A 21,927-nucleotide genomic window follows, 5' to 3' on the forward strand; every position below is an offset into this window, starting at 1 on the left:
TCTATGAGCCAAAATACTGTTTCTCAGATTGTCAGCGATAAAATTGATCAACAGGAACTGCAACATCTCATTACGGTATCTACCGGGTTTATCGATGCATATATCATTGATTGTCATGGTAAAGAGCCAATGTTGTTGCCACAAAATATTGTGCTATCAGCGCTCGATAGTGCAACCAAGGTTCCTTTTGTTGAATGGCATGAATTGAAATTGCCTGTTTTCTCAGTCAATGATCCTGCCAAAAATCAGGGTGTGGCTTTGGTGATTGAAGGCGATGATGTTGGACAGCGTTTTGCACTGATGTGTAATGAAATGCCGAAAACCATTCGTCTGCGTATTTCTGAAGTGGTTGATGAAGAAAAAGCCGTGAAAGACGCCAATATTTTCCAATATGTACGCATGGCCGATCAGGTATTTCATATTCCAAATTTAGCCAATATTCAAAACAGCATTGGGCTTCAAGCGGCTTAATATTTGCAAAAAAGAGATATAAAAAAGGAACTCTATGGAGTTCCTTTTTTATATCTTTACGGGAAATGTTTAGGCCAAAAGATTTTCTAAAATCTTTTCGTAAATTTCAGAAAGCGGCTCTAGTTCTGCTACATTGACGTGTTCATTTATTTGGTGAATCGTGGCATTTAAAACACCCAGTTCAAGCACCTGCGCACCTGTAGGCGCAATGAATCGACCATCAGAAGTACCACCACTGGTCGAAAGTTCTGTTTCTGTTCCTGTAACATCTCGAATGGCGTCACGTGCGGCATTTACTAACTCACCTACAGGGGTTAGGAATGGAAGACCAGATAACGTCCATGAGATGTCATATTCAACGCCATGACGATCTAGAATTTCCAAGGTACGTGCTTTGAGTTCATCTGCCGTTACTTCAGTTGAATAACGGAAGTTAAACAGTAGATTCATCGTGCCCGGAACAACGTTGGTTGCACCTGTACCGGCATTGATATTGGAAATTTGGAACGACGTTGCAGGGAAGTATTCGTTGCCATTGTCCCACACGGTATCGCAAAGCTCGGCCAATGCTTTTGAAGCAGTATGGATTGGATTGATTGCTAGATGTGGGTAAGCAACGTGCCCTTGTTTACCCTTAACTGTTAAATTGGCATTTAGCGAACCACGACGACCATTTTTAACAATATCACCGAGTGTGTTGGTGCTAGATGGTTCACCTACCAGACACCAAGTCATTTTTTCATTACGCGCTTCTAAAGTTTCAACAACTTTGACTGTCCCGTTGATCGAAGGACCTTCTTCGTCAGAGGTAATGAGAAATGCAATAGAACCTTTATGATTTGGATGCTTCGCAACAAAACGTTCTGAAGCCACAACCATAGCTGCCAACGCAGTTTTCATATCTGCGCTGCCACGACCATACAGTTTACCGTCGCGAATTTCAGGAAGAAATGGGTCAGAACCCCATGCATCCAAGTTACCCGTAGGTACTACATCAGTATGACCTGCAAAGCAAAATACTGGTGCTTCAGTCCCTTTACGTGCCCAAAGATTATCTACATCATCAAAACGCATATTTTCAATGTTAAAGCCAATCTTGGCTAAACGTTCCGCCATAATGTTCTGGCAGGTATGGTCAATCGGTGTTACCGAAGGTTGGCGCAGTAATTCTAGGCTGAGATCAAGAGTTGCTGTTGAGGTCATGCTAAATACAGAAGTCAAAAATGTCGCAATATAATAGGCGAATCAACAAGCGAAGGGAAATTTAGACGTAAAAAAACCCTATTTAAAAAATAGGGCTCTTTTATAAATTCTTGGGAAAGAAATTAATTGCGGCGAATTTCTTCCGAAGTTTTCTCAGCAGTATTGGTTACAGCATCTCCAGCTTTAGATACGTCTTTACCAACACCTTTTACTGTATTACAACCTGTCAATACGAAAGCAACCATAAGTGATGCAGCTAAAATTTTTTTCATTGAATGTAATCTCCATTATGAAAGAATAATTTTTAGAGGACTAAATTATTCTGTTGTGAGATTTAGATTAAAAAATAGGCTTATTGAACAGTAGGTAGTTTTTATGGTGGTTGAGTAAATAAATGTAATTATCTACTAGGCTTTATATTTAGTATTCTGCCATTTCAAGTGGTTTGAGGCAAAATTAAGCGTGGTAATCTATACATATAATAGCTTTCATCACTGTCCTTTTTATATAAACCATCTGTCCACCAATGTGCAGTTTTATTTGTGGGTTGCTGCTGTGCGCAGATCCATTCATGTCGTTGTAGGCGATAGAAACCTTGACTTATGGACGGAATGACATGTCCCCATTGACCTATTCTGCGCGCAGGATTGACCCAGTTTGGCAATGTGTTGGTACACTGAATAGGTAAATATAATTGACCCTTTAAAACGCAATAGCGTTGTTGAATCTGCTGCCCAAGTGCTTCATCAAATTGGAATTGTTTTTGGGTAAAATGATTAAGCTTTCGAGCCAAAGTATCACTACGATTTAAGCCATACCAATAGGGTAATTGAAAATCGCGCTCTGCTAGATAGTATTTTAAAGCCACTTCCCAATGTTCAACTTCACCACTTTCAGTATTTTTTAAAACAAAGTCGAGTTCACCTACTGTACGAGGGCCGTCAATTTTTTGAATGCTATGTCCGAGTAACTGGTAGGGATGGTATGGGTGATCGAGAAGCCAAAACCATATAAACATTTCGAAACGTAAACCAAGGCGAGTACTTTTTAATTTTTGTAAAAATTCTACTAATGCACTTGGGTGTTGTTCGAGTTGTTTTAAACGGGGAAGGTAGGCTTCAAAATGTTTTTGCCAAAGCTCGTTTGAATGAAAATGAAAGGGATAGCGGATTTCGAGTTCATTGGGAATTTGCTGCAGAATATTTGGGCTAGCAATACAGAAAGCTAATTGGCGAACTAAGGGCTGTTTAAATTGCAACCATGGCTCAAAATAAGACGACGTTGTCGGGGCTACAGCCATATTGAAACCTTTTGAATAATGCAGAATAACAACGGATAATTGTTAAAAACATCTTATACTACCTGAATTGAAAGTTCAGGGTAGCGGTATGAAGACGTTGTTTTGGCGAAGCTTAGTGGTTGTCTTTGTCATTTTAGGCTTTATAGGGGCTTTATTGCCGGGAATGCCCACGACAGTCTTCTTAATATTAGCGGCATGGGCGGCTTCAAAAGGTTGGCCTCAAATGGATGCTTGGTTGTTGAATCATCCTAAATATGGGCCAACCTTACGCGCTTGGCGCGAAAATGGCACAGTCCCACGCAAAGCAAAATGGTTTGCATCGATCATGATGTTTGTGAGTGGTCTGATTATGCTTTTTACATCAGCACCGATTGCCGTCAAGATTTTCACTGACTTAACCATGTTGATTGTTGGCATTTGGTTATGGACACGACCAGAGCCAAATAAGATTAGAACTATTGAAACATCGCCGCAGACACAACCACAAGATAAAGATAAGCAGAAAGAGCAAGAGCATGTCTGAATATACCCAAGATCAAGCAGATATCCTGATTAACTTGAAAGATCAAACTTTAACTTTGCCGAAACTGAATAAGTTTTACCTCATTTCATCGGGTAAAAATGGCATTGGTGAGCAGGAAAATAGTGGAAAGACGCCACGAGGCTGGCATCAAGTGGCTGAAAAGTTTGGTGGACAACATCCTCAAAATGCAGTTTTTAAAGCACGTCAGTGGACCGGAGAGGTTTACGACGAGCAACTTGCTGCATCACACCCTGATCGGGATTGGATTTTATCTCGAATATTATGGCTCAGTGGCTTAGAACCCGGCTTTAATGCAGGTGAGGGCTGTGATACTTATCAACGTTATATTTATATTCATGGCACACCAGATCGCGAGCCTATGGGTATACCGATGTCACATGGTTGTATTCGCATGCGAAACAGCGATGTTATAGAACTTTATCAATTGATTCCATTAAATGCGCTGGTTTACATCACTGAACATTGAACACGTCGTTAAAAGCACAAGCCATGAAAGCCGAAGTTCATGACATCAAACCATGGTTTGAAGAATTAAAGTGAGTTTGAAAGGCGTTTTTTGTCAGAAGTAATACACGCAAACTAACAGAAAATCGTGTTTGAATGTATTTTGTACACTGTGGTGTTTTAGAATGTAGTGTATGTGATGAATTAATCGTCGGTTCGCTGAATGATTAGTTATGAGTCCACGCGAAAAACTGTTTTTTATGTGAATGATGCAGAATATAAGTCATATTTTTAGTAATAAATTTACAGGTTTATAGCTAAAAAATGTTCAAAAATACTGATTTTTCCGCAATATAACTTATTTTTTAATCACTCAAACAGAAAAAGTGGAAAAGAGTTAGAAAAGCGTTTGACAGACCGTGAGGATTCTCTATAATGCACCTCATCAAACGATGAACATGTTTTGAAAAGGGCGCTTAGCTCAGTTGGTAGAGCGTCTGCCTTACAAGCAGAATGTCGGCGGTTCGATCCCGTCAGCGCCCACCAAACCTTTTCAGCGTTAAGATATTTAGAGTGCAGCGGTAGTTCAGTTGGTTAGAATACCGGCCTGTCACGCCGGGGGTCGCGGGTTCGAGTCCCGTCCGCTGCGCCACTTTGAATCTTAATTCGTTTGAACCACAATAGCGACATTGTGTAAGTGCAGCGGTAGTTCAGTTGGTTAGAATACCGGCCTGTCACGCCGGGGGTCGCGGGTTCGAGTCCCGTCCGCTGCGCCATTTACATGATAGACCTTTTGAGGGCGCTTAGCTCAGTTGGTAGAGCGTCTGCCTTACAAGCAGAATGTCGGCGGTTCGATCCCGTCAGCGCCCACCATATTTTTTGCGATGCAGCGGTAGTTCAGTTGGTTAGAATACCGGCCTGTCACGCCGGGGGTCGCGGGTTCGAGTCCCGTCCGCTGCGCCATTACAAAGAATATAATTGTTGTACCCTTTAAGGGCGCTTAGCTCAGTTGGTAGAGCGTCTGCCTTACAAGCAGAATGTCGGCGGTTCGATCCCGTCAGCGCCCACCATATCTTTTAAGATATAGGTTGTGTTTCGAAAGAAACTACGTGATGCAGCGGTAGTTCAGTTGGTTAGAATACCGGCCTGTCACGCCGGGGGTCGCGGGTTCGAGTCCCGTCCGCTGCGCCATTTATCTTAAAAATCTCTGTTCAAGAGAATGCCTTTAGAAAAATCTTGGATTTTTCTCTTGCGCTCAGACAAGGCTTCGCTTTGTTACTCTTCGCTCAGGGCGCTTAGCTCAGTTGGTAGAGCGTCTGCCTTACAAGCAGAATGTCGGCGGTTCGATCCCGTCAGCGCCCACCATATTCTTCTATAGAAACTTCTTTATCCAAAAGCTTGCCTAAATTTTCTGATTTACATAAAATCCGCTCTATAATAATTTTAATATTGTATGTGATCTATGAGAAATCCATATCAGCGCAAGGCAGCGTCTAAAACTCAAACTACAAATTACAATCCTCAAGAAACCTATAAACAATTTATTGAAAATATGGTCGCTCAAGGTAGCGTGATTGCGTTATATCAAGATGGTTGGGCACTTTGTGCGACACCTACAGGTCAGCGTTCCTTCGCTATTTGGCAAAACCGTGGTTTGGCACGTTTATTAATTAAAGATAATTGGTCCAATTATGAAATTCAGGAAATTTCATTAAAAGACTTTATTGAAAAAGTCATTCCGTTTTTACGCAGCGAGAGCACTACGGTATCTTTAGATTTGACCCCAGAAGGGCAAAATATTTTGGTTGCGCCTGAAAAGATGCTATTAGATATTAAAAATTATTTATATCAAGTCTATCAACAGCGCCCAGAAATTTTTGAAAACCTTAAAATTCCTTTGCCACGTAACATTCGTTTAAATTAATTGTTTATTCACAGCATAAAAAGCCCTTGTTTACTGATCAAACAAGGGCTTTTTTTAATATTCATTGAGTACAAAACCGCTCAAAAAGGCAAAATATTCACGTAACCAAGAGTTGTAGCGGATGTACAGCGGTGTAGGCGCTGCAATGGTATACACCTGTGTATAGCCTAGCTTTTGTGCAATTGCTTTTGCACGTGGGAGATGAAAGTCACTACTGGCAATCGCAATGGGTGCATCAAGCGAAATCTGATGTTGTTTTAAAATCATTTTACTGTTGATCAGGTTGAGTTCTGTACTGGTACTTTTACTTTCTTCATATATGCCTGCCGCTGAAATGTCATAGTGTTGAAGTAAATAGCGTTTCATGACGGAAGATTCGGTCATTTTTTCATTAAAGTCTAAACCACCGGTCATGATCACAATAGTATTGGGTTGTTGCAAGGCATACGGTGCTGCGGCATCGAGACGCGCCTTTAAGGTCGGAGAGGGTTGACCATTTTCAATACCACTACCCAAAACGATGATGGCTTGGACGGAAGTAAATGGCTTGGATTGCTGGCTATTGAAGTGTAAATACGCAAAAAACAGTAAAAGGCTCAATAGCCAAAGCCAAAACAACCACCATGCCGCACGCCAGAGCCTTTTGAGTTTGGGGGAATGATCTAAAATATTGTGGATTTGGGTTGTAAATAGTCCGGATATAAGAAAAATACACCCAATGACTAAGGGTAAAAGGATGCCTAAATGAATTTTATCTAATGTAAGTAACCAAATGGCATCTACACAGAGCAGTAAGCCTACACAAAGCATTAGTATTCTTTTCATTCAAAAAATTCAAGCAGTATCCGTATTTGGCCTAAGTATAGCGTGAAAAAACCAGACACGAGGTCTGGTTTTGAGTTGGGACTATTTATGAGTAAACATCTTATTAGTAAACATCACGGCGGTAACGCCCAGCTTGACGCAGTTCAGCAACAACATCTTCACCTAATATATCAATCAGTGCGTGGTCAACGTCCGTTGCCATACCGTTGATACTACCGCAAACGTAGATCACGGCACCTTGTTCTACCCATGATTTTAGTAAGGATGCTTGATCACGTAGCTCATGATGCACATAGCGTTTCTCCGCTTGATCACGAGAGAAGGTGAGGTCTATGCGTTGAACTAAACCGGTGTTTTGCCATGCTTCAATGATGTCTTGATAGAAGAAATCATGTGCACGTTGGCGCTCCCCAAAAATCAGCCAGTTTTGCGTATAGTCTTGACGAACTCGTGTATGTAACAGGCTGAGTAAACCAGCAATACCTGTACCGTTACCAATACAAATCACAGGACGATTATCTGCAATCAGATGGAATGATTCATTGGTACGAATACGCATTTGTAGTGTGCTATTGATCGCAGCATGTTGTGTTAACCACCCTGAGCCTAAGCCGAGCTCACCATCCGCATTGGATTGCTGACGCACCACTAAGCGTAATACTTGCTGACTTGGAATACTGGCAATCGAGTATTCACGAGTTGGAAGCGGTGGAAGCTGTTCGAGCAAATGATCAAGGTTGGCAAAGGGTTCAACATCCGTATTTAGGTTACGATCCCATAATGCATCTTCAATGCGTTGCTGGGTAGAATCAACCACTTGCTGACTTTGAATCTGATACTTTTGCATGAAGTTTGCAATACGTTCAGCACTATTACCCGGCTGAATCTCTGCAATATCACCCGCTTGCCAATTGGCTTCATGTTGCGGTTTTAACTCAATATTAAATGCAGGTGCACCTAAACTGTTCGGGTTGAGTAAATCACGTTTGGTCAATGTCCATGCATCAAAAGTTTTTTCAATTTGCATGTGCTGAAGTTCAAGTTTAGTCGCTTTGGCTAAAGCACTATTCCATGCTTGAATGGCTTGGGTGTCGCCATTATTGACTTCAATCGTCTCAAACAGGGGCTTCGCAGCATTACTTTGCATCCAGCGATGAATCTCATGACCAAAGCTACAGAACGTATCCGGATATTCTTCTGAACCTAAAGCTAATACGGCAAACTGAACATGACTCAAATCGAGGCTTTGTGTCATCAGTTTACGTTCAAAGCTTGAAGCGAGGTCAGGTGCTTCCCCAGTGCCATAGGTACTTGCAACAAATAAAACCTGAGCGGCTTGCGTTAAGTCATCTGCTGAAAGTTGCTGAACAGCTTTCACTGTGACAGGCTGACGAGCCTCTTGTAAGCTTGTTGCTGTACGCCATGCCAATTGTTCAGACTGACCTGTTTGTGATGCATAGCAAATTAACCAAGGCTGTGCATTTGGGTCGATGGTAACTGGTGCTAAGCTTTGACGGGCTTGCTGTGTCAGTTTTTTCTGTTTACGACGTTTGAGATAGAGCATCCATCCTGTGACAAAGAACAGCGGCATCATGAGGGATGCAATAACCACAAAGAACTGATAAATCGGTCCGAAGAAACTACCACGATGCACAGGTAACATGCTGGTCATGATTTTTTCATTTAATTTTTTATCTTCGTATAACTCGATATCGGTGAGAGCAGACGTTTTGTAGTTATAAGTCGCTTTGTTGCGAGCACGTTCATGTTGAGGGACGGCATCCACAAAGTTAATTTCTAATTCACCATTGGCTTTTTTCGGAATATTAAAAGTGACACTTGAGTATTCACGACCAATATTTTGATTAAAGCCATTCCAACTTTGGGTAAGGGCAATATTCACTTGTTCTGGTTTTAGACCACGTTTTTCTCCGCGACCTTCAGCACCATGTTTATTTTCTTGAGCGCCGTGTTCAGAGGGACTCGACGTTGCAGGATTTCTTTCAGAACGTGCTTGGTGTTCACCACGAGTTTGTCTTGCTTCAGTGGCTTGTTTTTCAGCGCTTTGCTTTTCGCCCGCATGTTCAGCAGGTTGTCCATTCGTTTTTGGACCTTCTTGCAATTGGGGCTGTGGACGTTCAACGCCCATGACTTTAAACATGCCATTACGCCACCAATCATAAGACCAGTACAGACCTGTACATGCCAAAATGAGATAAAAAACAATCACCCATGTGCCGACGACAGCATGTAGATCCCACAGGAAATTACGTCCTTTGAGCTTTGGTTTAACTGCAAGCCATTGTTTAACAGAATGTCTCTTTGGCCAACGCAGATATAAACCACTCAATACAAAATAAATCAGCATCAGTGTACATGCGCCGGTAATTTGTTTACCAACAGGGCCAACAGTTAAATTACGGTGTAGCTGCTGTACAAACTGGAAGAATTTTTGACCTTTAATTTCAGGTAAAACTTCGGCTGTATAGGGGTTAACCATCATGTTATAGCCACGACGAGCACCTTCTTTGACAATATTCACGGTACTTGAGGCGGTAGCATCTGAGGCAATAGAGATGCTGTTAATTTTCATGTCAGGATCAGACTGACTAAAGTGCTGATAAAGCTCAGCAGGGGTTAGTTTAGGCTGCTGTTGAGCCTGAACCACATAACTGTCCTGATTGATTGCTTTAAGTATTTGCTGTTCATAGGAATAAATGGCACCTGTAACCCCCATGAGCGAGAGTATTAAGCCGGCACTAATCCCCAAGAACCAGTGAATCTGGAAAAGGGTTTTCTTAAACATGATGAATTTAATATTGATAAAAGGTTGCTGAATTGCGACAAATTATAAACGATGATGTAGTAGAGAATGTGGAAAAAGTAAGTAATATTCATTCTCATTATTGTAATTATCAATAATTATTCAAAAATTAAACAGATAAAAAAACCTCCAAAGAGAGGAGGCTTTTTATACACAAACGTCTGTTAGGCTTAAATTGGTTTAGCAGGGCCTACAGTTTCATTTAAATGTTTACGAATGGTCGAAAATGGAAACTTCTTGCTATCCATACGTTTAGGCAAGATGTATGCACCGTCTTGACCCTTTACTTTAAAGTTCAAAAGGATGAAGTCTTTGGTGTCATACCATTCATGAATGTCTTTCCAACCGACAGTCATCGTCCCCATGTTTGCGCCCATACGTTGCTGCATAGAGATCCCATGCGGCTGAACACCCATACGGATGCCTTTAATTTCTTGAACAGGGACTTCGTTCAGTTTGCGTTTCGCATACCACTCGATACCGAATTTACGCACAAGGAAGTAAATCACAACACAGACAATAGCTACCCAGCAAAATACTGTTGAATAGTTCTTAATAAAGATGAGGCCCAAGAGTGCCAGTGCAAGAATTGCACCCATAATTAGCCATGCTTTTTTGCCAATTTTGAAGTTACTGCGAGACAGAACAAGTTGAGCATAACGTTGTTCTTCTTCAGAAATTTCATAAGCCACTGGCTCTAGCGTGTAGGCGTATAAATTTTTTGCGGTCATAGTGAAAGTAACAGATTTAAAACTGTAAAAAGTTTAGCATTATTTATACCAATTCAGTGAGTATATTGTTCCAAAATCATCCAAATTATAGCGAAGCCAGTTCAGTCGATGCTTGATCATGCTCATGACTGAGATTTTGTTTCAATTGGCTAAATTGGTTCAACACGTTAAACATTAAGGATAGCTGTTGTAACACAATTAAGGATTTTTGATCTTCCTCACTATTTTGTGACAATCGCTGACGGATTTCTTGCAACATATTTTGCGCAGATAAGTCTGGAACTTCGTCACGTAGTAATGCACCTTGAATGTCATCTGTGGCTTTATCCAATAAGGTTAAGACCTGTTGATCTTGAATTTTTTCACGATGTGCACCTAAGGCTGCGATATAACTAATAAAGGTATGATTGAGACACAAAAACTCAAAGGCTAAAGCTTTTTGAGTCGGATCGGTATCGGGTTCGGTGGCTAATGTGGAAATCAGTGATGCTACTTCTGCATCGGTATTATGTGCTGCACGACGGACCACACGATAATTCAAGCCGTTATTACGACCAGATTTGTATTGTTCAACCACTTCGGCCAAATAATCACACTGCGCTTGAATCGAACGGCTGATGGTCCGAGGTAGGCGACGGAACTTCCAGTCTGGGAAAATGAAACTCACACCAAACCATGCCAAGGCACAGCCAATCAGTGTATCAATCATACGCGGCATAGCTGCGGCAAAACCCATGCCATCTAAGTTAAAGTTGATCAGCGCCAAAATGGTAATAAATGCAGTGGCTTGTGCATATTGCTTACTGCGTAATTCAAAAAACAACACGCCACTTAAAATGAGCAGTAATAGTTGACCTTCGACAGAAGGGACAAAATATAAAATCGCATAACCTAAAATAATCCCGACCAAGGTGCCAATGATACGTAAATAGAGGCGACGTTTGGTGGCGTTAAAGTTCGGCTGGCTGACAAACAGTGCGGTCAATAAAATCCAATAGCCATAACTGATATTGGTCACTTGGACAAAAATATAACCAATAAATAAGACAGTCGATAAACGCACAGCATGACGGAACAGCACCGACTCTGGACTCAAATGTTGTTTGAATCGAATGACGATATCGTCCCAGCCTTTTAAATCATCATCTTTTAAACGATTTTCAATCAGGGCTTGTCGGTCAATATAACGCTCAGTTTCGACGTTGCGTAATTGCGCATCGATGCCTTTTAGGTTTTGGTATAAAGCAAATAAAGAGTTGATCCAGACTTCATCGTATTTTTGTTCTTCACGCAGCTTTTCGAGTGACAATTTTAGATTGTGGAACGCATGTTTAAAACGTTGATTATGATGATAGGGTTTTCGCTGTAAGATGCTGATACTTAAATCTTTACAGGCTTTTCCTTGAATTGAGAGCACGCGTTGAAAGCGAAATAAAATATCACTATGTTCAAAAATACGGGTCAATTTTTGATAATCAATATGTGCGGAATCGGCACGTTCATGGATGTCTTGCGCGACAAAATAATATTGCAGGCTACGACGTGTATCTTTTTGTCCACGGTCTCCTTTTAAACGCGTTAATAAGGCCGTTTTCATATCGTTGAAAATGCCAATTAATTTGCCATTTTCGAGCGATAGCTCAATCAAACTTTGCTGGTAACTTTCTGGTGTCATATCGACATCAAACAAGTTAGATTTTGCAAATAAGAAGTCACCTAGAGATGAATAGCTTTGCGCCAATTTGTCCTGAACTTGACGTACAGGAAACAGTAGAAAGCTCAAAGTCGAAAGCAGTCCATACCACATCGCACCGATGACCAATAAACCTGCTTGTGTATACCAATTTTCAAAAAGTTCGACCCCTAGCATGGAATACACGGAGATTACCAGACAGCCATAAGAAATGGTGGCATAGCGACGACCCAATGAACCCAAAAGAATCCAACCGATACAAGACACAATCAGCCCCAAAGCAAATAAAATCGGATGTGGGAACAACAGATAAATGGATACCGCAGTAACAAAGAACCCGATATAGGTATAAATTTGATTGAGCACACGGACTGAAAAGCGGTCATCGATATCACTTAGACCTGCGGCCACCACACCCAAAGTGAGGGGAATGGTCATTAATTGCTGATCTAAAAAATAAGGGACAAAAGCAGTTCCTGCGAAGGCAATGACCATGCGCAAGTTATACATAAAGGTCGTGTTATAGGTTGCTTGTTTCAGTCGTGCGAGCCAGGCGTTCAAAATTTTTCCTTTGCTAAAGCGATGGGGCAGTAAGCAATGTGTATCGTGTGAATTTTCACATTGAAGCCAAGAAATAATACTATGTGCAGTGTAAACTTGTCTGCAAAACTTGCTTGCAATAAATGAATTATTCTTATGAAAAGCGTCGAATCACAAAAGGAATTTTCTCAACGCTGGATCGTCTTATTGGCGTTGCTGACTTCTTTAGGGCCACTTTCAATCGACATGTATTTGCCGGCTTTGCCTCAAATGGCTGACGATTTTGGTGTCACAACCCAACAAGTAGCCAATAGTCTTCCAGCGTATTTCTTGGGTTTGGCGATTGGCCAGTTAATTTATGGGCCAGTCAGCGACCGTATTGGGCGTAAAACACCGCTATATTTCGGTTTGGTTTTATATATTTGTGCCAGTTTTCTGTGTGTCTTTGCCAATAGTGAATGGAGCTTGATCGCTGCTCGTGTTTTGCAAGCGTTGGGTGGCTGTGTCGGTGTGGTGATTGCCCGTGCTGCAATTCGTGATCGCTTAAGTATGCAAGCTTCTGCTCAAGCCTTTGCGAGTATGATGATCGTGACAACAATTGCACCAATCATTGCACCTACTTTAGGCGCGTGGGTGTTACAGGTGTTTGAATGGCAATACATATTTGCGGTATTGGTACTTGTCGGTATTTTTTGTCTTTTCTGCGTACATTTTTTCTTTCAAGAAACCCTCCCTGTTGAGCGGCGCTTAAACTTAAGTTTAAAACAAGTCTTAGGTTTATATGGTGCGATTTTGCAAGACGAAACCTTCCGTAAACCGATGCTCACAGGCTGTTTTTCTGGCGCAATTTTATTTTGTTATATCAGTGGCTCATCTGCCATTTTAATGGATGGTTATGGTCTGAGCCAACAGCAATTTGCTTATGTATTTGGTGCGAATGCTTTAGGGATTATGGTGTTTTCGACCCTCAACAAGAAACTTGCAAATCGACTGGATGTTCGCCATCGATTGCACTTGGGTAATGCACTTCAATTGTGTGGTGTGCTGATCTTATTGGTGGCGGGGCTATTTTATCTTTCATCTATCATTGTTGTAATGTTGGGCATGTTCTTATGTGTTGCATCAATTGGCTTCACTGGGCCAAATGCGATGGCTTTGGCGATGTCTGAACAAGGCTCACGAGCTGGCACAGCCAGTGCAATCATGGGAAGTATGCAATTTGCCTGTGGTCTATTGGCTGGAGTGTTTTTGAACTTTTTAGTATGGTCAGCGCTGATCAATATGGCCCTGATTATGCTGCTATTTGTGGTTGTTGCAATGATTATAATGCGTAGTTTAAAAGCTTCAGCCATGGGTTGAGCTGAATGCAGGTGATGACGTTTAGCAGGTCTTACTTAAACGTCAGTCATCAACGTACTAGTATTATTGATCAAATATCCACGTCACTCATTATAAATGTTCATCATCCATAACTTTAGAAGAGGGCGCTATTTTCCCATTGTGAGGGCAGTATCTGTTTACTCGAAACTTATATCTAAACAATCATCCACTTGAAAATAATTAATGAAACTGCGCATCATTGTTGTCTTAATCTAAGGAAATAGAATAATTATTAAATAAGTATTATTCGCATTAAATACATTAAGTTATGCTGGATAAATACATTGTGAATGTCTCTATCGGTAATATATCGGATTTTATAGTTTTTATTGCATACCTACAGGGTATGGGTTTTTACCTTTAAGGTATGAATATTGAGATTTTTTGCCATCTGAATCGGCTAAGTCCGAATTTTAACTAAATATTTCAGTCTATTTTCAGTAATGGATTCAGATTTCTTGCTTTTTGCTTTCAAGTATTTCGTTATTGGGGGCTACAAGTTAAGGCTTTAATGCGACTAAAGCACGGATATGCAGCTTGAAATTTGTCCGCTCAAATAGCTGAATAACAAAGCACCCGGATTTAGGGTATACAACAATGACAGGACAATAGAGAGCTTAGGATGAAAACTCAAACTGTATTCCACCCAATGAAAACCCTTGTTGTTGCCATGAGTTTGGCAACGGTATCAATGGCTCATGCAGGCAGCAATACTTCTGAAATTGAACAATTACGTGCAGAAGTTGCAGAACTGAAAAGTTTGATTAAAGCGCAGCAGCAAGTTCAACAACAGCAACAAACAGAGATTCAGCAAGTTAAAGCGCGTCCTGTTGCACCACCACCGCAACCAGCTACTCCAGCTGCAAGCTTAAAATCTAAAACAGGTGCAGATGTAAGTCTTTACGGTTTTGTTCGTGGTGATGCGAACTACATTATTGAAGGTGCGGATAACGACTTTAACAACGTACATACGTCTAAAGAAGAAGCACGAGATAAACTTCGTGCAACTGCAAAAACCACACGTTTTGGTTTAGATTTTACAGCACCCGTCGGTGGTGATGATAAAGTGGGCGGTAAAATCGAGGTCGATTTCAATGGAAGTGGCGAAACTATTCGTCTACGTCATGGTTACTTAACCTTTAACAACTGGTTATTTGGTCAAACGACATCTAACTTCTTGTCTAACCATGCACCAGAAATGATTGATTTCAATACAAACTTGGGTGGTGGTACTACACGTATTCCTCAAGTTCGTTATAACTACAAGTTAGCTCCAGATACTCAATTATTTGTTTCTGCGGAAGAAGGGGATAGTAAAGGGACTGTTGCTGCAGATCCGACGTATCGCCTTCCAAACTTAACTGCCAAAGTGACTCAAAGTTTTGCCGCAGGTAAAGGTAGCGCTTCAGCTCGTGCATTGGTTGAAAACTACAAATCTAAAGCTGCGGATGATACTGAAACAGCTTGGGGTGTAGCAGCGGGTGCATCTTATGCAGTGACTGATCAATTGAAATTGAATGGTGATGTTTCGTATACAGAAGGCAACAGCAACTATTTATATGGTTCTAACTCGGCTTACTCTGTGGTAGATGGCAACATCGAGCAAAACAAATTCACTGCTGTACAAGTGGGTGCAACTTATAAGTTTAATGAAAAACTACGTTCGACTTTAGCTTACGGTGCGCTATTTGCGGATGATGGCAGCGCGTATGCGAAAGATGCATCTAACTCAAATGCAAACGAAGAAGCACAGCAAGCTTGGATTAACTTTATTTACGCACCTGTAAAACCAGTTGAACTTGGCTTGGAATATGTGAACGGTAAACGCAAAAACTTTGCGGGTGAATCTTATAACGATGACCGCGTGGGCTTAATGGCTAAATATAGCTTCTAAGCTAAATCATCGAAAAGAATCGATCAAAAAAGCCTGACTCAGTTCAGGCTTTTTTTGTTGAAACAGGAGATTTTTCAACGCAAATTAACCCATAGCACTAAGCAGATGGAATCACTAAATCGCCTGAGTCTTGATGTCGTACTGGTTAAAGCAGTCGTTTAACCACGTCTTACATGGGCATCATGTTCAAATCTTTAATATTTTATATAGATAAAAAATGCGAATGCATTTAAATAAAAACAATTAGATATAACTTTAAATTATAGGAAAATTAACTTTTTTTAATAAAAAGTGCTGAAATTTTATCTCACTCCACGCATAATGTGCGACTTTTCTAATCAGCATTTGATTTTATGTATTTCATCTATGATGTGAATATTGTAGTAAGTGTTGGTTTAGTAAGCATGAACTGCTTTTATGGATTTGTTTTGTCGAATTGAGTTTTCACTTTTTTCAACTCAGGCATACATATTTGAATCAGATGATGAATATTTATGATTGGCAATGAATAGCTGGTAGCCTGATTTATTGGTTAAATTTACAAATTGGAATTGTATTTTAATTTATAAACGCTACTAATTTCTATTAATTGGACTAATAAATATTCTAACCATTTTGGACAAATTATTATGGAATTTAGCTTTAACGCATTTTATACCTTAATTGCGGCGGTGATCGTTCTTTTATTAGGACGTTTTCTGGTAAATAAAATCAGTTTTTTGAGGCGTTACAATATTCCTGAGCCCGTAGCTGGTGGTTTGGTTGCTGCAATAATTTCATTGGTTGTACATAGCATTTGGGGTTATAGCATTACTACGAGTAGTGAATTACAAACCAGTTTTATGCTGATTTTCTTCGCATCCATTGGTTTAAGCGCAAACTTTGCCAAATTGAAAGAAGGTGGAATTGGTCTTGTTATTTTTCTGGTAGCCGTTGCTTCTTTCATTGTTGTGCAGGATGTCGTTGGTATCAGTCTTGCCACTTTATTGGGTATTGATCCACTGATTGGTTTGATTGCAGGTTCAATTACGTTGACAGGTGGTCATGGTACAGCTGGTGCATGGGGTGAAATTCTTGAAGTTGAACACGGTATACAAGGTGCATTAGCTTTAGGTATGGCAAGTGCAACTTTTGGTTTAATCATTGGTGGTATTATTGGTGGCCCATTAGCTAAGTTGCTAATTAATCGTTATCGCCTAGCAACTCCGCGCACGAATGAGCAAATTGAGCGTAGTGATAACACACCACTAGCTGATATTAATTCAACAGAATATGTACCTTTTGAATATCCACATCGTGTTCGTTTAATTACCGCAGATAATGCAATTACGACTTTGGGCTTATTTGCTGGCTGTTTAGCATTTGCTGATTTTATGACGGCTTTCAGTAAAGGTACGATGTTTGAATTACCGACATTTGTATGGGCTTTAGCTGGTGGTGTCATTTTACGTAATGTATTAGAAGGTATTTTCCGTGTACAAATATTTGATCGTGCAATTGATGTATTTGGTAATGCCTCATTATCACTGTACTTAGCAATGGCACTATTATCGTTGAAACTATGGCAGCTATCAGATCTTGCAGGACCATTAGTTGTGATTTTGGGAGCCCAAACATTAACAATGGCACTATATGCTGCGTTTATCACTTTCCGTGTAATGGGCAAAAATTATGATGCTGCGGTTTTAGCGGCGGGTCATTGTGGTTTTGGTATGGGGGCAACACCTACCGCAGTTGCAAATATGCAAGCCATTACCAATATGTATGGTCCATCTCATAAGGCTTTCCTAATCGTTCCTTTATGTGGCGCATTTTTTGTTGATTTGATTAACGCAACAGTTATTCAATTAATTCTTAAATTCTTTGCTTAATTTAGAAAGGCTCTTCAAAAAAGAGCCTTTTATACTTTTGACCATTTAAAACTAGGGTTGAATATGAATGAACAATTAAACGAAACCCTGATGAGCTGGGTCAAAGTTTTTAATGATCCGCTTTGGGATTTCTTAGTCGTATTTTTAGTGGCGGTTGGTATTTTTTATACCTTAATCACTGGTGCAGTTCAGATTCGTCTATTTTTTCATAGTATTAAAGTGATGAAATCTAGCCGTAAAGAAGGCGATGATGAGCATGGGATTACACCATTCCAAGCCTTTGTGACTGGACTGGCAAGTCGTGTCGGTGTGGGTAATGTCGCAGGTGTTGCAATTGCGATTGCAATTGGTGGGCCGGGTGCAGTGTTCTGGATGTGGTTTACCGCATTTTTAGGCATGAGTTCTGCATTTGTGGAGTCTTCACTTGCACAGCTCTTTAAAGTGCGAGATACGCAAAATCAGCAATTCCGCGGTGGACCAGCTTATTACATTACCCAAGGCTTAAAACAAAAATGGTTGGGTGTAGTATTTGCGATTGCCCTGATTTCAACCTATGGCTTTGTGTTTAATGCAGTACAAGCCAATGCCATTACGGGTGCAACTTCACATGCTTGGGGTTGGAATAAAGCCAATCTAGTATTGAGTTTGGGCAGTTTTAGTTTTGAAATTTCATGGGTAGGGTTATTCCTTGTCTTTATAACAGCGCTGATTATTTTTGGTGGTATTAAGCGTATTGCAAAAGTGGCAGAACGTTTTGTTCCATTTATGGCATTACTTTATTTGGCAGTCGCGCTCTATATCGCTTTTGCTAACTTTGCAATCTTGCCTGATATCTTCCAGTTAATATTCAGCAAAGCATTTGAGTTTGATGCTGCAGCTGGTGGTTTCTTCGGTGCTATGGTTTCTATGGCGATGATGCAAGGCATTAAGCGTGGATTATTCTCAAACGAAGCGGGTATGGGTTCTGCTCCGAATGCTGCGGCAGCATCAGATGTTAAACACCCGGTCAATCAAGGCCTAGTTCAGATGCTCGGTGTCTTTGTCGATACATTTGTGGTGTGTACCTGTACGGCGATCATTATTTTGGCATCTGGCTTGTATGAAAATGCAGGCTTTGAGGGTGTTGCTTTGACGCAAATGGCGCTTGAAAGCCAGATTGGCGCATGGGGAGATGACTTTCTTGCCATAATCTTGTTCTTATTCGCTTATTCTTCAGTAATCGGTAACTATGCTTATGCTGAAGGTAATGTGCAGTTTATCAATAACAATCCTAAGGTCATGTTTATATTCCGCGTAGTCGTCCTCATGATGGTGTACTTTGGCTCAATCATGAGTGTGCCACTGATTTGGAACTTAGCGGATCTCTTCATGGGCGTGATGGCGAGTATTAACCTCTTTGCGATTTTATTGCTGACGCCATTCTTATTGATGCTGATGAAAGACTACACCTCACAGTTAAAACGGGGTGTAAAAGAGCCAGTATTTAAAATGGATGAACATCCAAAATATAAGGATCGCGTTAATTCCGATATTTGGTAAAGTCAAAAATTAACTTTAAAAAGCTCCGTTATCGGGGCTTTTTTTGCTAGACAATTTTTTGGATCTTGATGTGGAAATTCTGCTAGACACTGAAATTTTGACAGCCAATGACTTTCTAGGTTGTATGTCAATATAATGTGCATCGGTCAGAGGCATTAACGAATAATAACAGTGACGTGAATGTGGACTGATTAGACTACTTTTTCTCTTCAAATCTCGAGTTGCATTTGGAATATCTCTCAATGAAAAGCATAACTGTTTTGATGACTGCATTCGCAATCAGCCTTGTAGGTTGTCAAAGTGTGGGCTCAAAAAAGGTCAGCGCTGAAACAACATCACAAATTCGAACTTATACAGCAGCACCTGCTCAAGTGGCGAATAACCGCATTGACTTTAAAAAAGTGAAAATGCAGGAAAAGCGTCCGATTGTTGCTTTGGTTTTAGGGAGTGGTGGGGCACGTGGTTATGCACACATTGGCGCCATTCAGATACTTGAACAGCAGGGAATACACCCAGATTTTATTGTTGGAACCAGTGCGGGTAGCATTGTGGGTTCAATCTATGCTTCAGGTAAAAGTGCCAATGAGTTAAGAGATATCGCCTTAAATATGAAAGCCAATGATGTTCGAGAAATACGTTTGGACAAAAAAGGCTTTTTTGACGGTAAAAAAGTTGAAGATTATATTAATGAGCAAGTTGATGATGTGCCTTTAGAGTTGCTAAAAACCCCAATGTATGTGGTGGCAACCGAGTTAAAGGATGGCAAAAAAGTCGTGTTCAATTATGGTAATACGGGGCAGGCCGTTCGTGCTTCGGTGTCGATTCCGAGTATGTTTATTCCAACGATTATTGAAGATACAGAATATGTCGATGGTGGCTTGGTCAGTCCTGTTCCTGTGGACGTTGCACGCGATTTAGGGGCAGATATTATTATTGCGGTGGATATTTTGGCACGACCGATTCATACCGAAACGTCGAATGTTTGGGGCTTGTTTAACCAAAATATCAATATTATGCAAAATCGTTTAGCTCAAGAAGAGCTCAAGCGAGCAGACATTGTGATTCAACCTGATTTACGTGAAAAAGCACATATATTTGATGTGAAAGGGCGTGAAGCGACGATGCTTGCAGGTGAAGAGGCAACCTTGGAAAAACTTGGAGAGATTTCTCGGGTCTATGCTGAACATCAATACAGCAAGGGACATCATATTCCTTATTTAGCGGCCAAAGACTAGGTTGGTACAATCCATAAATTGACATGCATCCTGTTCACGTAAGAGGGTGCATTTTTTTTCAGCAAAGCATTTTAATTTTTGCTCTCAGCTTTTCCCATGCTTAATAGTGTCTATTAATCATTAATATATTGGATATTGATTGGTTTTAGGTCTTAATCAAAAGATTTGTCAAATATAAAAATCGTAATACTAAGAAAATATACAGTTAATTGTTTGAAAATAATTAAGAAATTTATATTAATTTGTTTTACGTAGCTTTTAAGAGTATATATCTATATTAGCGTTTTTATTCATGTGCTTACGTTTACCAATACTGTTGAAGTGTTTAGAATATCATCAGGTTATTAATACTTAAAACCAATAAATTTTTTAAAGGTGGCTGTAGATGAAAACGCTTGATGTAGGACAAAAAGTAAAGCTTGCGATGATGGAAGATAACGTATTTATTGTCACTCATGTACATGTAGATAATTCTTACACGCTAGAAAGTACCAATGATGGTGGACAAAAAACCAGCTATGACAACGTATCTTTCGAGATGTTAAAAGTCTTAGAAGATTAAGTTTAATGCCGTGCTATGTTGAATCGATGAACAACGCGTTTTAATGTATATGTTTTAAATATAAAACACAGCATAGCTTGGATTAAAAAAAACTGATAGATAGCGCGATAAATACTTGTTTATCGGGTGTATATCGTTATCGATATATATTTTACTGAATGATGGTATGATCACTATAAATAATAATGATGGTTTTTTTGCCGATTTGAACATTTAATTTTGATTAAAATCTATATAATAATCACATTAATCATTGTTATATCACGAGTCTAGAGAAACAAGATGTCCCCATTAGATCAAATTGCGAATGCACTAGACGACCAGTCAGAATTATCGATGTCAGTTTTAATGACTCCTGACATGGCGAATTTTTCGGGTAATGTGCATGGTGGAACGATTCTAAAATTGTTAGACCAAGTCGCGTATGCTTGTGCAAGTCGCTATTCTGGTAGCTACGTGGTGACACTATCAGTCGATAAAGTAAATTTTAAAGAACCAATTCACGTGGGTGAGTTAGTGACTTTCCTTGCAAGTGTGAACCATGTTGGTCGTACTTCAATGGAAATTGGTATTCGTGTTGAAGCGCAGAACATTCAAAAACGTACAGTACGTCATACCAATAGTTGCTATTTCACAATGGTCGCTGTTGATGATCAAGGTAAGCCGAAACAAATTCCAGCATTGAATCTAGATAATGACTGGAAACGTTGTCGTTTCGAAGCTGCGGAACAACGTAAAGTGGCACGTTTACAGGAAAATCATCATCCTTCTTGCAGTATTTATAAAAAGTCGACACAAAGCTAATCACTTTGGTGGTTGAATATTTGAAAAGATCGCTTAGGCGATCTTTTTTGTATTCTGAAATTCGTCTGGAGAGTGCAGTTGAGATTTGAGTTCCGAGTGTGCGACTAAAGTTTATTCTTCGAAGCTCAGTTAAAGATAGTCAT

At 40.2% G+C, this 21,927-nt stretch carries 18 protein-coding genes and 8 tRNA genes; 19 read left to right on the forward strand and 7 right to left on the reverse strand.

Going from position 1 to position 21,927, the window contains the following annotated elements; translation table 11 throughout:
* The first annotated feature begins 3 nt into the window (after positions 1-3).
* Positions 4-471, forward strand: a complete 468-nt coding sequence (locus G0029_RS03690) for a hypothetical protein (protein WP_078192254.1) — start codon at positions 4-6, stop codon at positions 469-471.
* 69 nt (positions 472-540) lie between these two features.
* On the opposite strand, the gene dapE is transcribed toward G0029_RS03690, so the two are convergent.
* From dapE to G0029_RS03705, 3 genes are all read right to left on the reverse strand, one after another.
* The gene (gene dapE / locus G0029_RS03695; protein WP_180023170.1) at positions 541-1,674 is read right to left on the reverse strand and encodes a succinyl-diaminopimelate desuccinylase; all 1,134 of its coding nucleotides are present in this window, start codon (positions 1,672-1,674) and stop codon (positions 541-543) included.
* A gap of 122 nt (positions 1,675-1,796) precedes the next feature.
* On the reverse strand, positions 1,797-1,946 hold the full coding sequence (locus tag G0029_RS03700; RefSeq protein ID WP_078191053.1) for an entericidin A/B family lipoprotein: 150 nt from the start codon (positions 1,944-1,946) through the stop codon (positions 1,797-1,799).
* A gap of 164 nt (positions 1,947-2,110) precedes the next feature.
* Positions 2,111-2,974: a DUF1853 family protein gene (locus tag G0029_RS03705; protein WP_180107354.1), complete on the reverse strand. Its 864-nt coding sequence runs from the start codon at positions 2,972-2,974 to the stop codon at positions 2,111-2,113.
* Positions 2,975-3,062: 88 nt separating this feature from the next.
* Between G0029_RS03705 and G0029_RS03710 the strand changes: the two genes are divergently transcribed.
* From G0029_RS03710 to G0029_RS03760, 11 genes are all read left to right on the forward strand, one after another.
* Positions 3,063-3,497: a YbaN family protein gene (locus G0029_RS03710; protein ID WP_180004991.1), complete on the forward strand. Its 435-nt coding sequence runs from the start codon at positions 3,063-3,065 to the stop codon at positions 3,495-3,497.
* The gene (gene elsL / locus G0029_RS03715; RefSeq protein ID WP_180078155.1) at positions 3,490-3,984 is read left to right on the forward strand and encodes a cell wall-recycling L,D-carboxypeptidase ElsL; all 495 of its coding nucleotides are present in this window, start codon (positions 3,490-3,492) and stop codon (positions 3,982-3,984) included. The genes G0029_RS03710 and elsL overlap by 8 nt, the downstream gene beginning before the upstream one ends.
* 448 nt (positions 3,985-4,432) lie before the next feature.
* Positions 4,433-4,508 (forward strand) — tRNA-Val (locus G0029_RS03720).
* 29 nt (positions 4,509-4,537) lie between these two features.
* Positions 4,538-4,614: transfer RNA gene (locus tag G0029_RS03725), tRNA-Asp, on the forward strand.
* A gap of 47 nt (positions 4,615-4,661) precedes the next feature.
* Positions 4,662-4,738, forward strand: a tRNA-Asp gene (locus tag G0029_RS03730).
* A gap of 21 nt (positions 4,739-4,759) precedes the next feature.
* A tRNA-Val gene (locus tag G0029_RS03735) sits at positions 4,760-4,835 on the forward strand.
* 13 nt (positions 4,836-4,848) lie between these two features.
* Positions 4,849-4,925, forward strand: a tRNA-Asp gene (locus G0029_RS03740).
* A gap of 31 nt (positions 4,926-4,956) precedes the next feature.
* Positions 4,957-5,032, forward strand: a tRNA-Val gene (locus tag G0029_RS03745).
* Positions 5,033-5,076: 44 nt separating this feature from the next.
* Positions 5,077-5,153 (forward strand) — tRNA-Asp (locus G0029_RS03750).
* A gap of 98 nt (positions 5,154-5,251) precedes the next feature.
* Positions 5,252-5,327: transfer RNA gene (locus G0029_RS03755), tRNA-Val, on the forward strand.
* Between the two features lie 97 nt (positions 5,328-5,424).
* Positions 5,425-5,886, forward strand: coding sequence for a DUF2750 domain-containing protein (locus G0029_RS03760; protein WP_180107355.1), 462 nt, complete (start codon positions 5,425-5,427; stop codon positions 5,884-5,886).
* 54 nt (positions 5,887-5,940) lie between these two features.
* Here the strand turns inward: G0029_RS03760 and G0029_RS03765 are convergent, their stop codons facing one another.
* The 4 genes from G0029_RS03765 to yccS all read right to left on the reverse strand — a co-directional run bounded on the left by G0029_RS03765 (position 5,941) and on the right by yccS (position 12,520).
* The gene (locus G0029_RS03765; protein WP_180107356.1) at positions 5,941-6,711 is read right to left on the reverse strand and encodes a YdcF family protein; all 771 of its coding nucleotides are present in this window, start codon (positions 6,709-6,711) and stop codon (positions 5,941-5,943) included.
* Between the two features lie 103 nt (positions 6,712-6,814).
* On the reverse strand, positions 6,815-9,517 hold the full coding sequence (locus tag G0029_RS03770; RefSeq protein ID WP_180107357.1) for a PepSY domain-containing protein: 2,703 nt from the start codon (positions 9,515-9,517) through the stop codon (positions 6,815-6,817).
* A gap of 188 nt (positions 9,518-9,705) precedes the next feature.
* Positions 9,706-10,266 (reverse strand): YcxB family protein, encoded by a 561-nt coding sequence (locus G0029_RS03775; RefSeq protein ID WP_180004995.1) that lies wholly within the window; start codon positions 10,264-10,266, stop codon positions 9,706-9,708.
* Positions 10,267-10,351: 85 nt separating this feature from the next.
* On the reverse strand, positions 10,352-12,520 hold the full coding sequence (gene yccS, locus G0029_RS03780) for a YccS family putative transporter (RefSeq protein WP_180023177.1): 2,169 nt from the start codon (positions 12,518-12,520) through the stop codon (positions 10,352-10,354).
* Positions 12,521-12,655: 135 nt separating this feature from the next.
* Between yccS and G0029_RS03785 the strand changes: the two genes are divergently transcribed.
* The 7 genes from G0029_RS03785 (at position 12,656) to G0029_RS03815 (ending at position 21,784) form a co-directional block, all read left to right on the forward strand.
* The gene (locus G0029_RS03785) at positions 12,656-13,858 is read left to right on the forward strand and encodes a multidrug effflux MFS transporter (protein ID WP_180107358.1); all 1,203 of its coding nucleotides are present in this window, start codon (positions 12,656-12,658) and stop codon (positions 13,856-13,858) included.
* A gap of 643 nt (positions 13,859-14,501) precedes the next feature.
* Positions 14,502-15,773: a DcaP family trimeric outer membrane transporter gene (locus G0029_RS03790; RefSeq protein ID WP_180107359.1), complete on the forward strand. Its 1,272-nt coding sequence runs from the start codon at positions 14,502-14,504 to the stop codon at positions 15,771-15,773.
* 629 nt (positions 15,774-16,402) lie between these two features.
* Entirely contained in the window at positions 16,403-17,644 is a 1,242-nt protein-coding gene (gltS, locus tag G0029_RS03795) for a sodium/glutamate symporter (RefSeq protein WP_180034498.1), read from the forward strand.
* Between the two features lie 63 nt (positions 17,645-17,707).
* Positions 17,708-19,183, forward strand: coding sequence for an alanine/glycine:cation symporter family protein (locus G0029_RS03800; protein WP_180109763.1), 1,476 nt, complete (start codon positions 17,708-17,710; stop codon positions 19,181-19,183).
* Between the two features lie 242 nt (positions 19,184-19,425).
* Positions 19,426-20,418 (forward strand): patatin-like phospholipase family protein, encoded by a 993-nt coding sequence (locus tag G0029_RS03805; protein WP_180109764.1) that lies wholly within the window; start codon positions 19,426-19,428, stop codon positions 20,416-20,418.
* A 385-nt stretch (positions 20,419-20,803) separates the two neighbouring features.
* Positions 20,804-20,980, forward strand: a complete 177-nt coding sequence (locus tag G0029_RS03810; RefSeq protein WP_171263721.1) for a hypothetical protein — start codon at positions 20,804-20,806, stop codon at positions 20,978-20,980.
* Positions 20,981-21,262: 282 nt separating this feature from the next.
* Positions 21,263-21,784, forward strand: coding sequence for an acyl-CoA thioesterase (locus G0029_RS03815; RefSeq protein ID WP_078192241.1), 522 nt, complete (start codon positions 21,263-21,265; stop codon positions 21,782-21,784).
* Positions 21,785-21,927: the final 143 nt, after the last annotated feature.

This window comes from Acinetobacter sp. YH12138 (assembly GCF_015218525.1).
Lineage (GTDB): Bacteria > Pseudomonadota > Gammaproteobacteria > Pseudomonadales > Moraxellaceae > Acinetobacter > Acinetobacter amyesii.

Bases quoted from the DNA above. Each gene is read 5' to 3' on its own strand.
- G0029_RS03690 (WP_078192254.1), top strand. From the start codon at position 4: ATGAGCCAAAATACTGTTTCTCAGATTGTCAGCGATAAAATTGATCAA.
- dapE (WP_180023170.1), bottom strand. From the start codon at position 1,674: ATGACCTCAACAGCAACTCTTGATCTCAGCCTAGAATTACTGCGCCAA.
- G0029_RS03700 (WP_078191053.1), bottom strand. From the start codon at position 1,946: ATGAAAAAAATTTTAGCTGCATCACTTATGGTTGCTTTCGTATTGACA.
- G0029_RS03705 (WP_180107354.1), bottom strand. From the start codon at position 2,974: ATGGCTGTAGCCCCGACAACGTCGTCTTATTTTGAGCCATGGTTGCAA.
- G0029_RS03710 (WP_180004991.1), top strand. From the start codon at position 3,063: ATGAAGACGTTGTTTTGGCGAAGCTTAGTGGTTGTCTTTGTCATTTTA.
- elsL (WP_180078155.1), top strand. From the start codon at position 3,490: ATGTCTGAATATACCCAAGATCAAGCAGATATCCTGATTAACTTGAAA.
- G0029_RS03760 (WP_180107355.1), top strand. From the start codon at position 5,425: ATGAGAAATCCATATCAGCGCAAGGCAGCGTCTAAAACTCAAACTACA.
- G0029_RS03765 (WP_180107356.1), bottom strand. From the start codon at position 6,711: ATGAAAAGAATACTAATGCTTTGTGTAGGCTTACTGCTCTGTGTAGAT.
- G0029_RS03770 (WP_180107357.1), bottom strand. From the start codon at position 9,517: ATGTTTAAGAAAACCCTTTTCCAGATTCACTGGTTCTTGGGGATTAGT.
- G0029_RS03775 (WP_180004995.1), bottom strand. From the start codon at position 10,266: ATGACCGCAAAAAATTTATACGCCTACACGCTAGAGCCAGTGGCTTAT.
- G0029_RS03785 (WP_180107358.1), top strand. From the start codon at position 12,656: ATGAAAAGCGTCGAATCACAAAAGGAATTTTCTCAACGCTGGATCGTC.
- G0029_RS03790 (WP_180107359.1), top strand. From the start codon at position 14,502: ATGAAAACTCAAACTGTATTCCACCCAATGAAAACCCTTGTTGTTGCC.
- gltS (WP_180034498.1), top strand. From the start codon at position 16,403: ATGGAATTTAGCTTTAACGCATTTTATACCTTAATTGCGGCGGTGATC.
- G0029_RS03800 (WP_180109763.1), top strand. From the start codon at position 17,708: ATGAATGAACAATTAAACGAAACCCTGATGAGCTGGGTCAAAGTTTTT.
- G0029_RS03805 (WP_180109764.1), top strand. From the start codon at position 19,426: ATGAAAAGCATAACTGTTTTGATGACTGCATTCGCAATCAGCCTTGTA.
- G0029_RS03810 (WP_171263721.1), top strand. From the start codon at position 20,804: ATGAAAACGCTTGATGTAGGACAAAAAGTAAAGCTTGCGATGATGGAA.
- G0029_RS03815 (WP_078192241.1), top strand. From the start codon at position 21,263: ATGTCCCCATTAGATCAAATTGCGAATGCACTAGACGACCAGTCAGAA.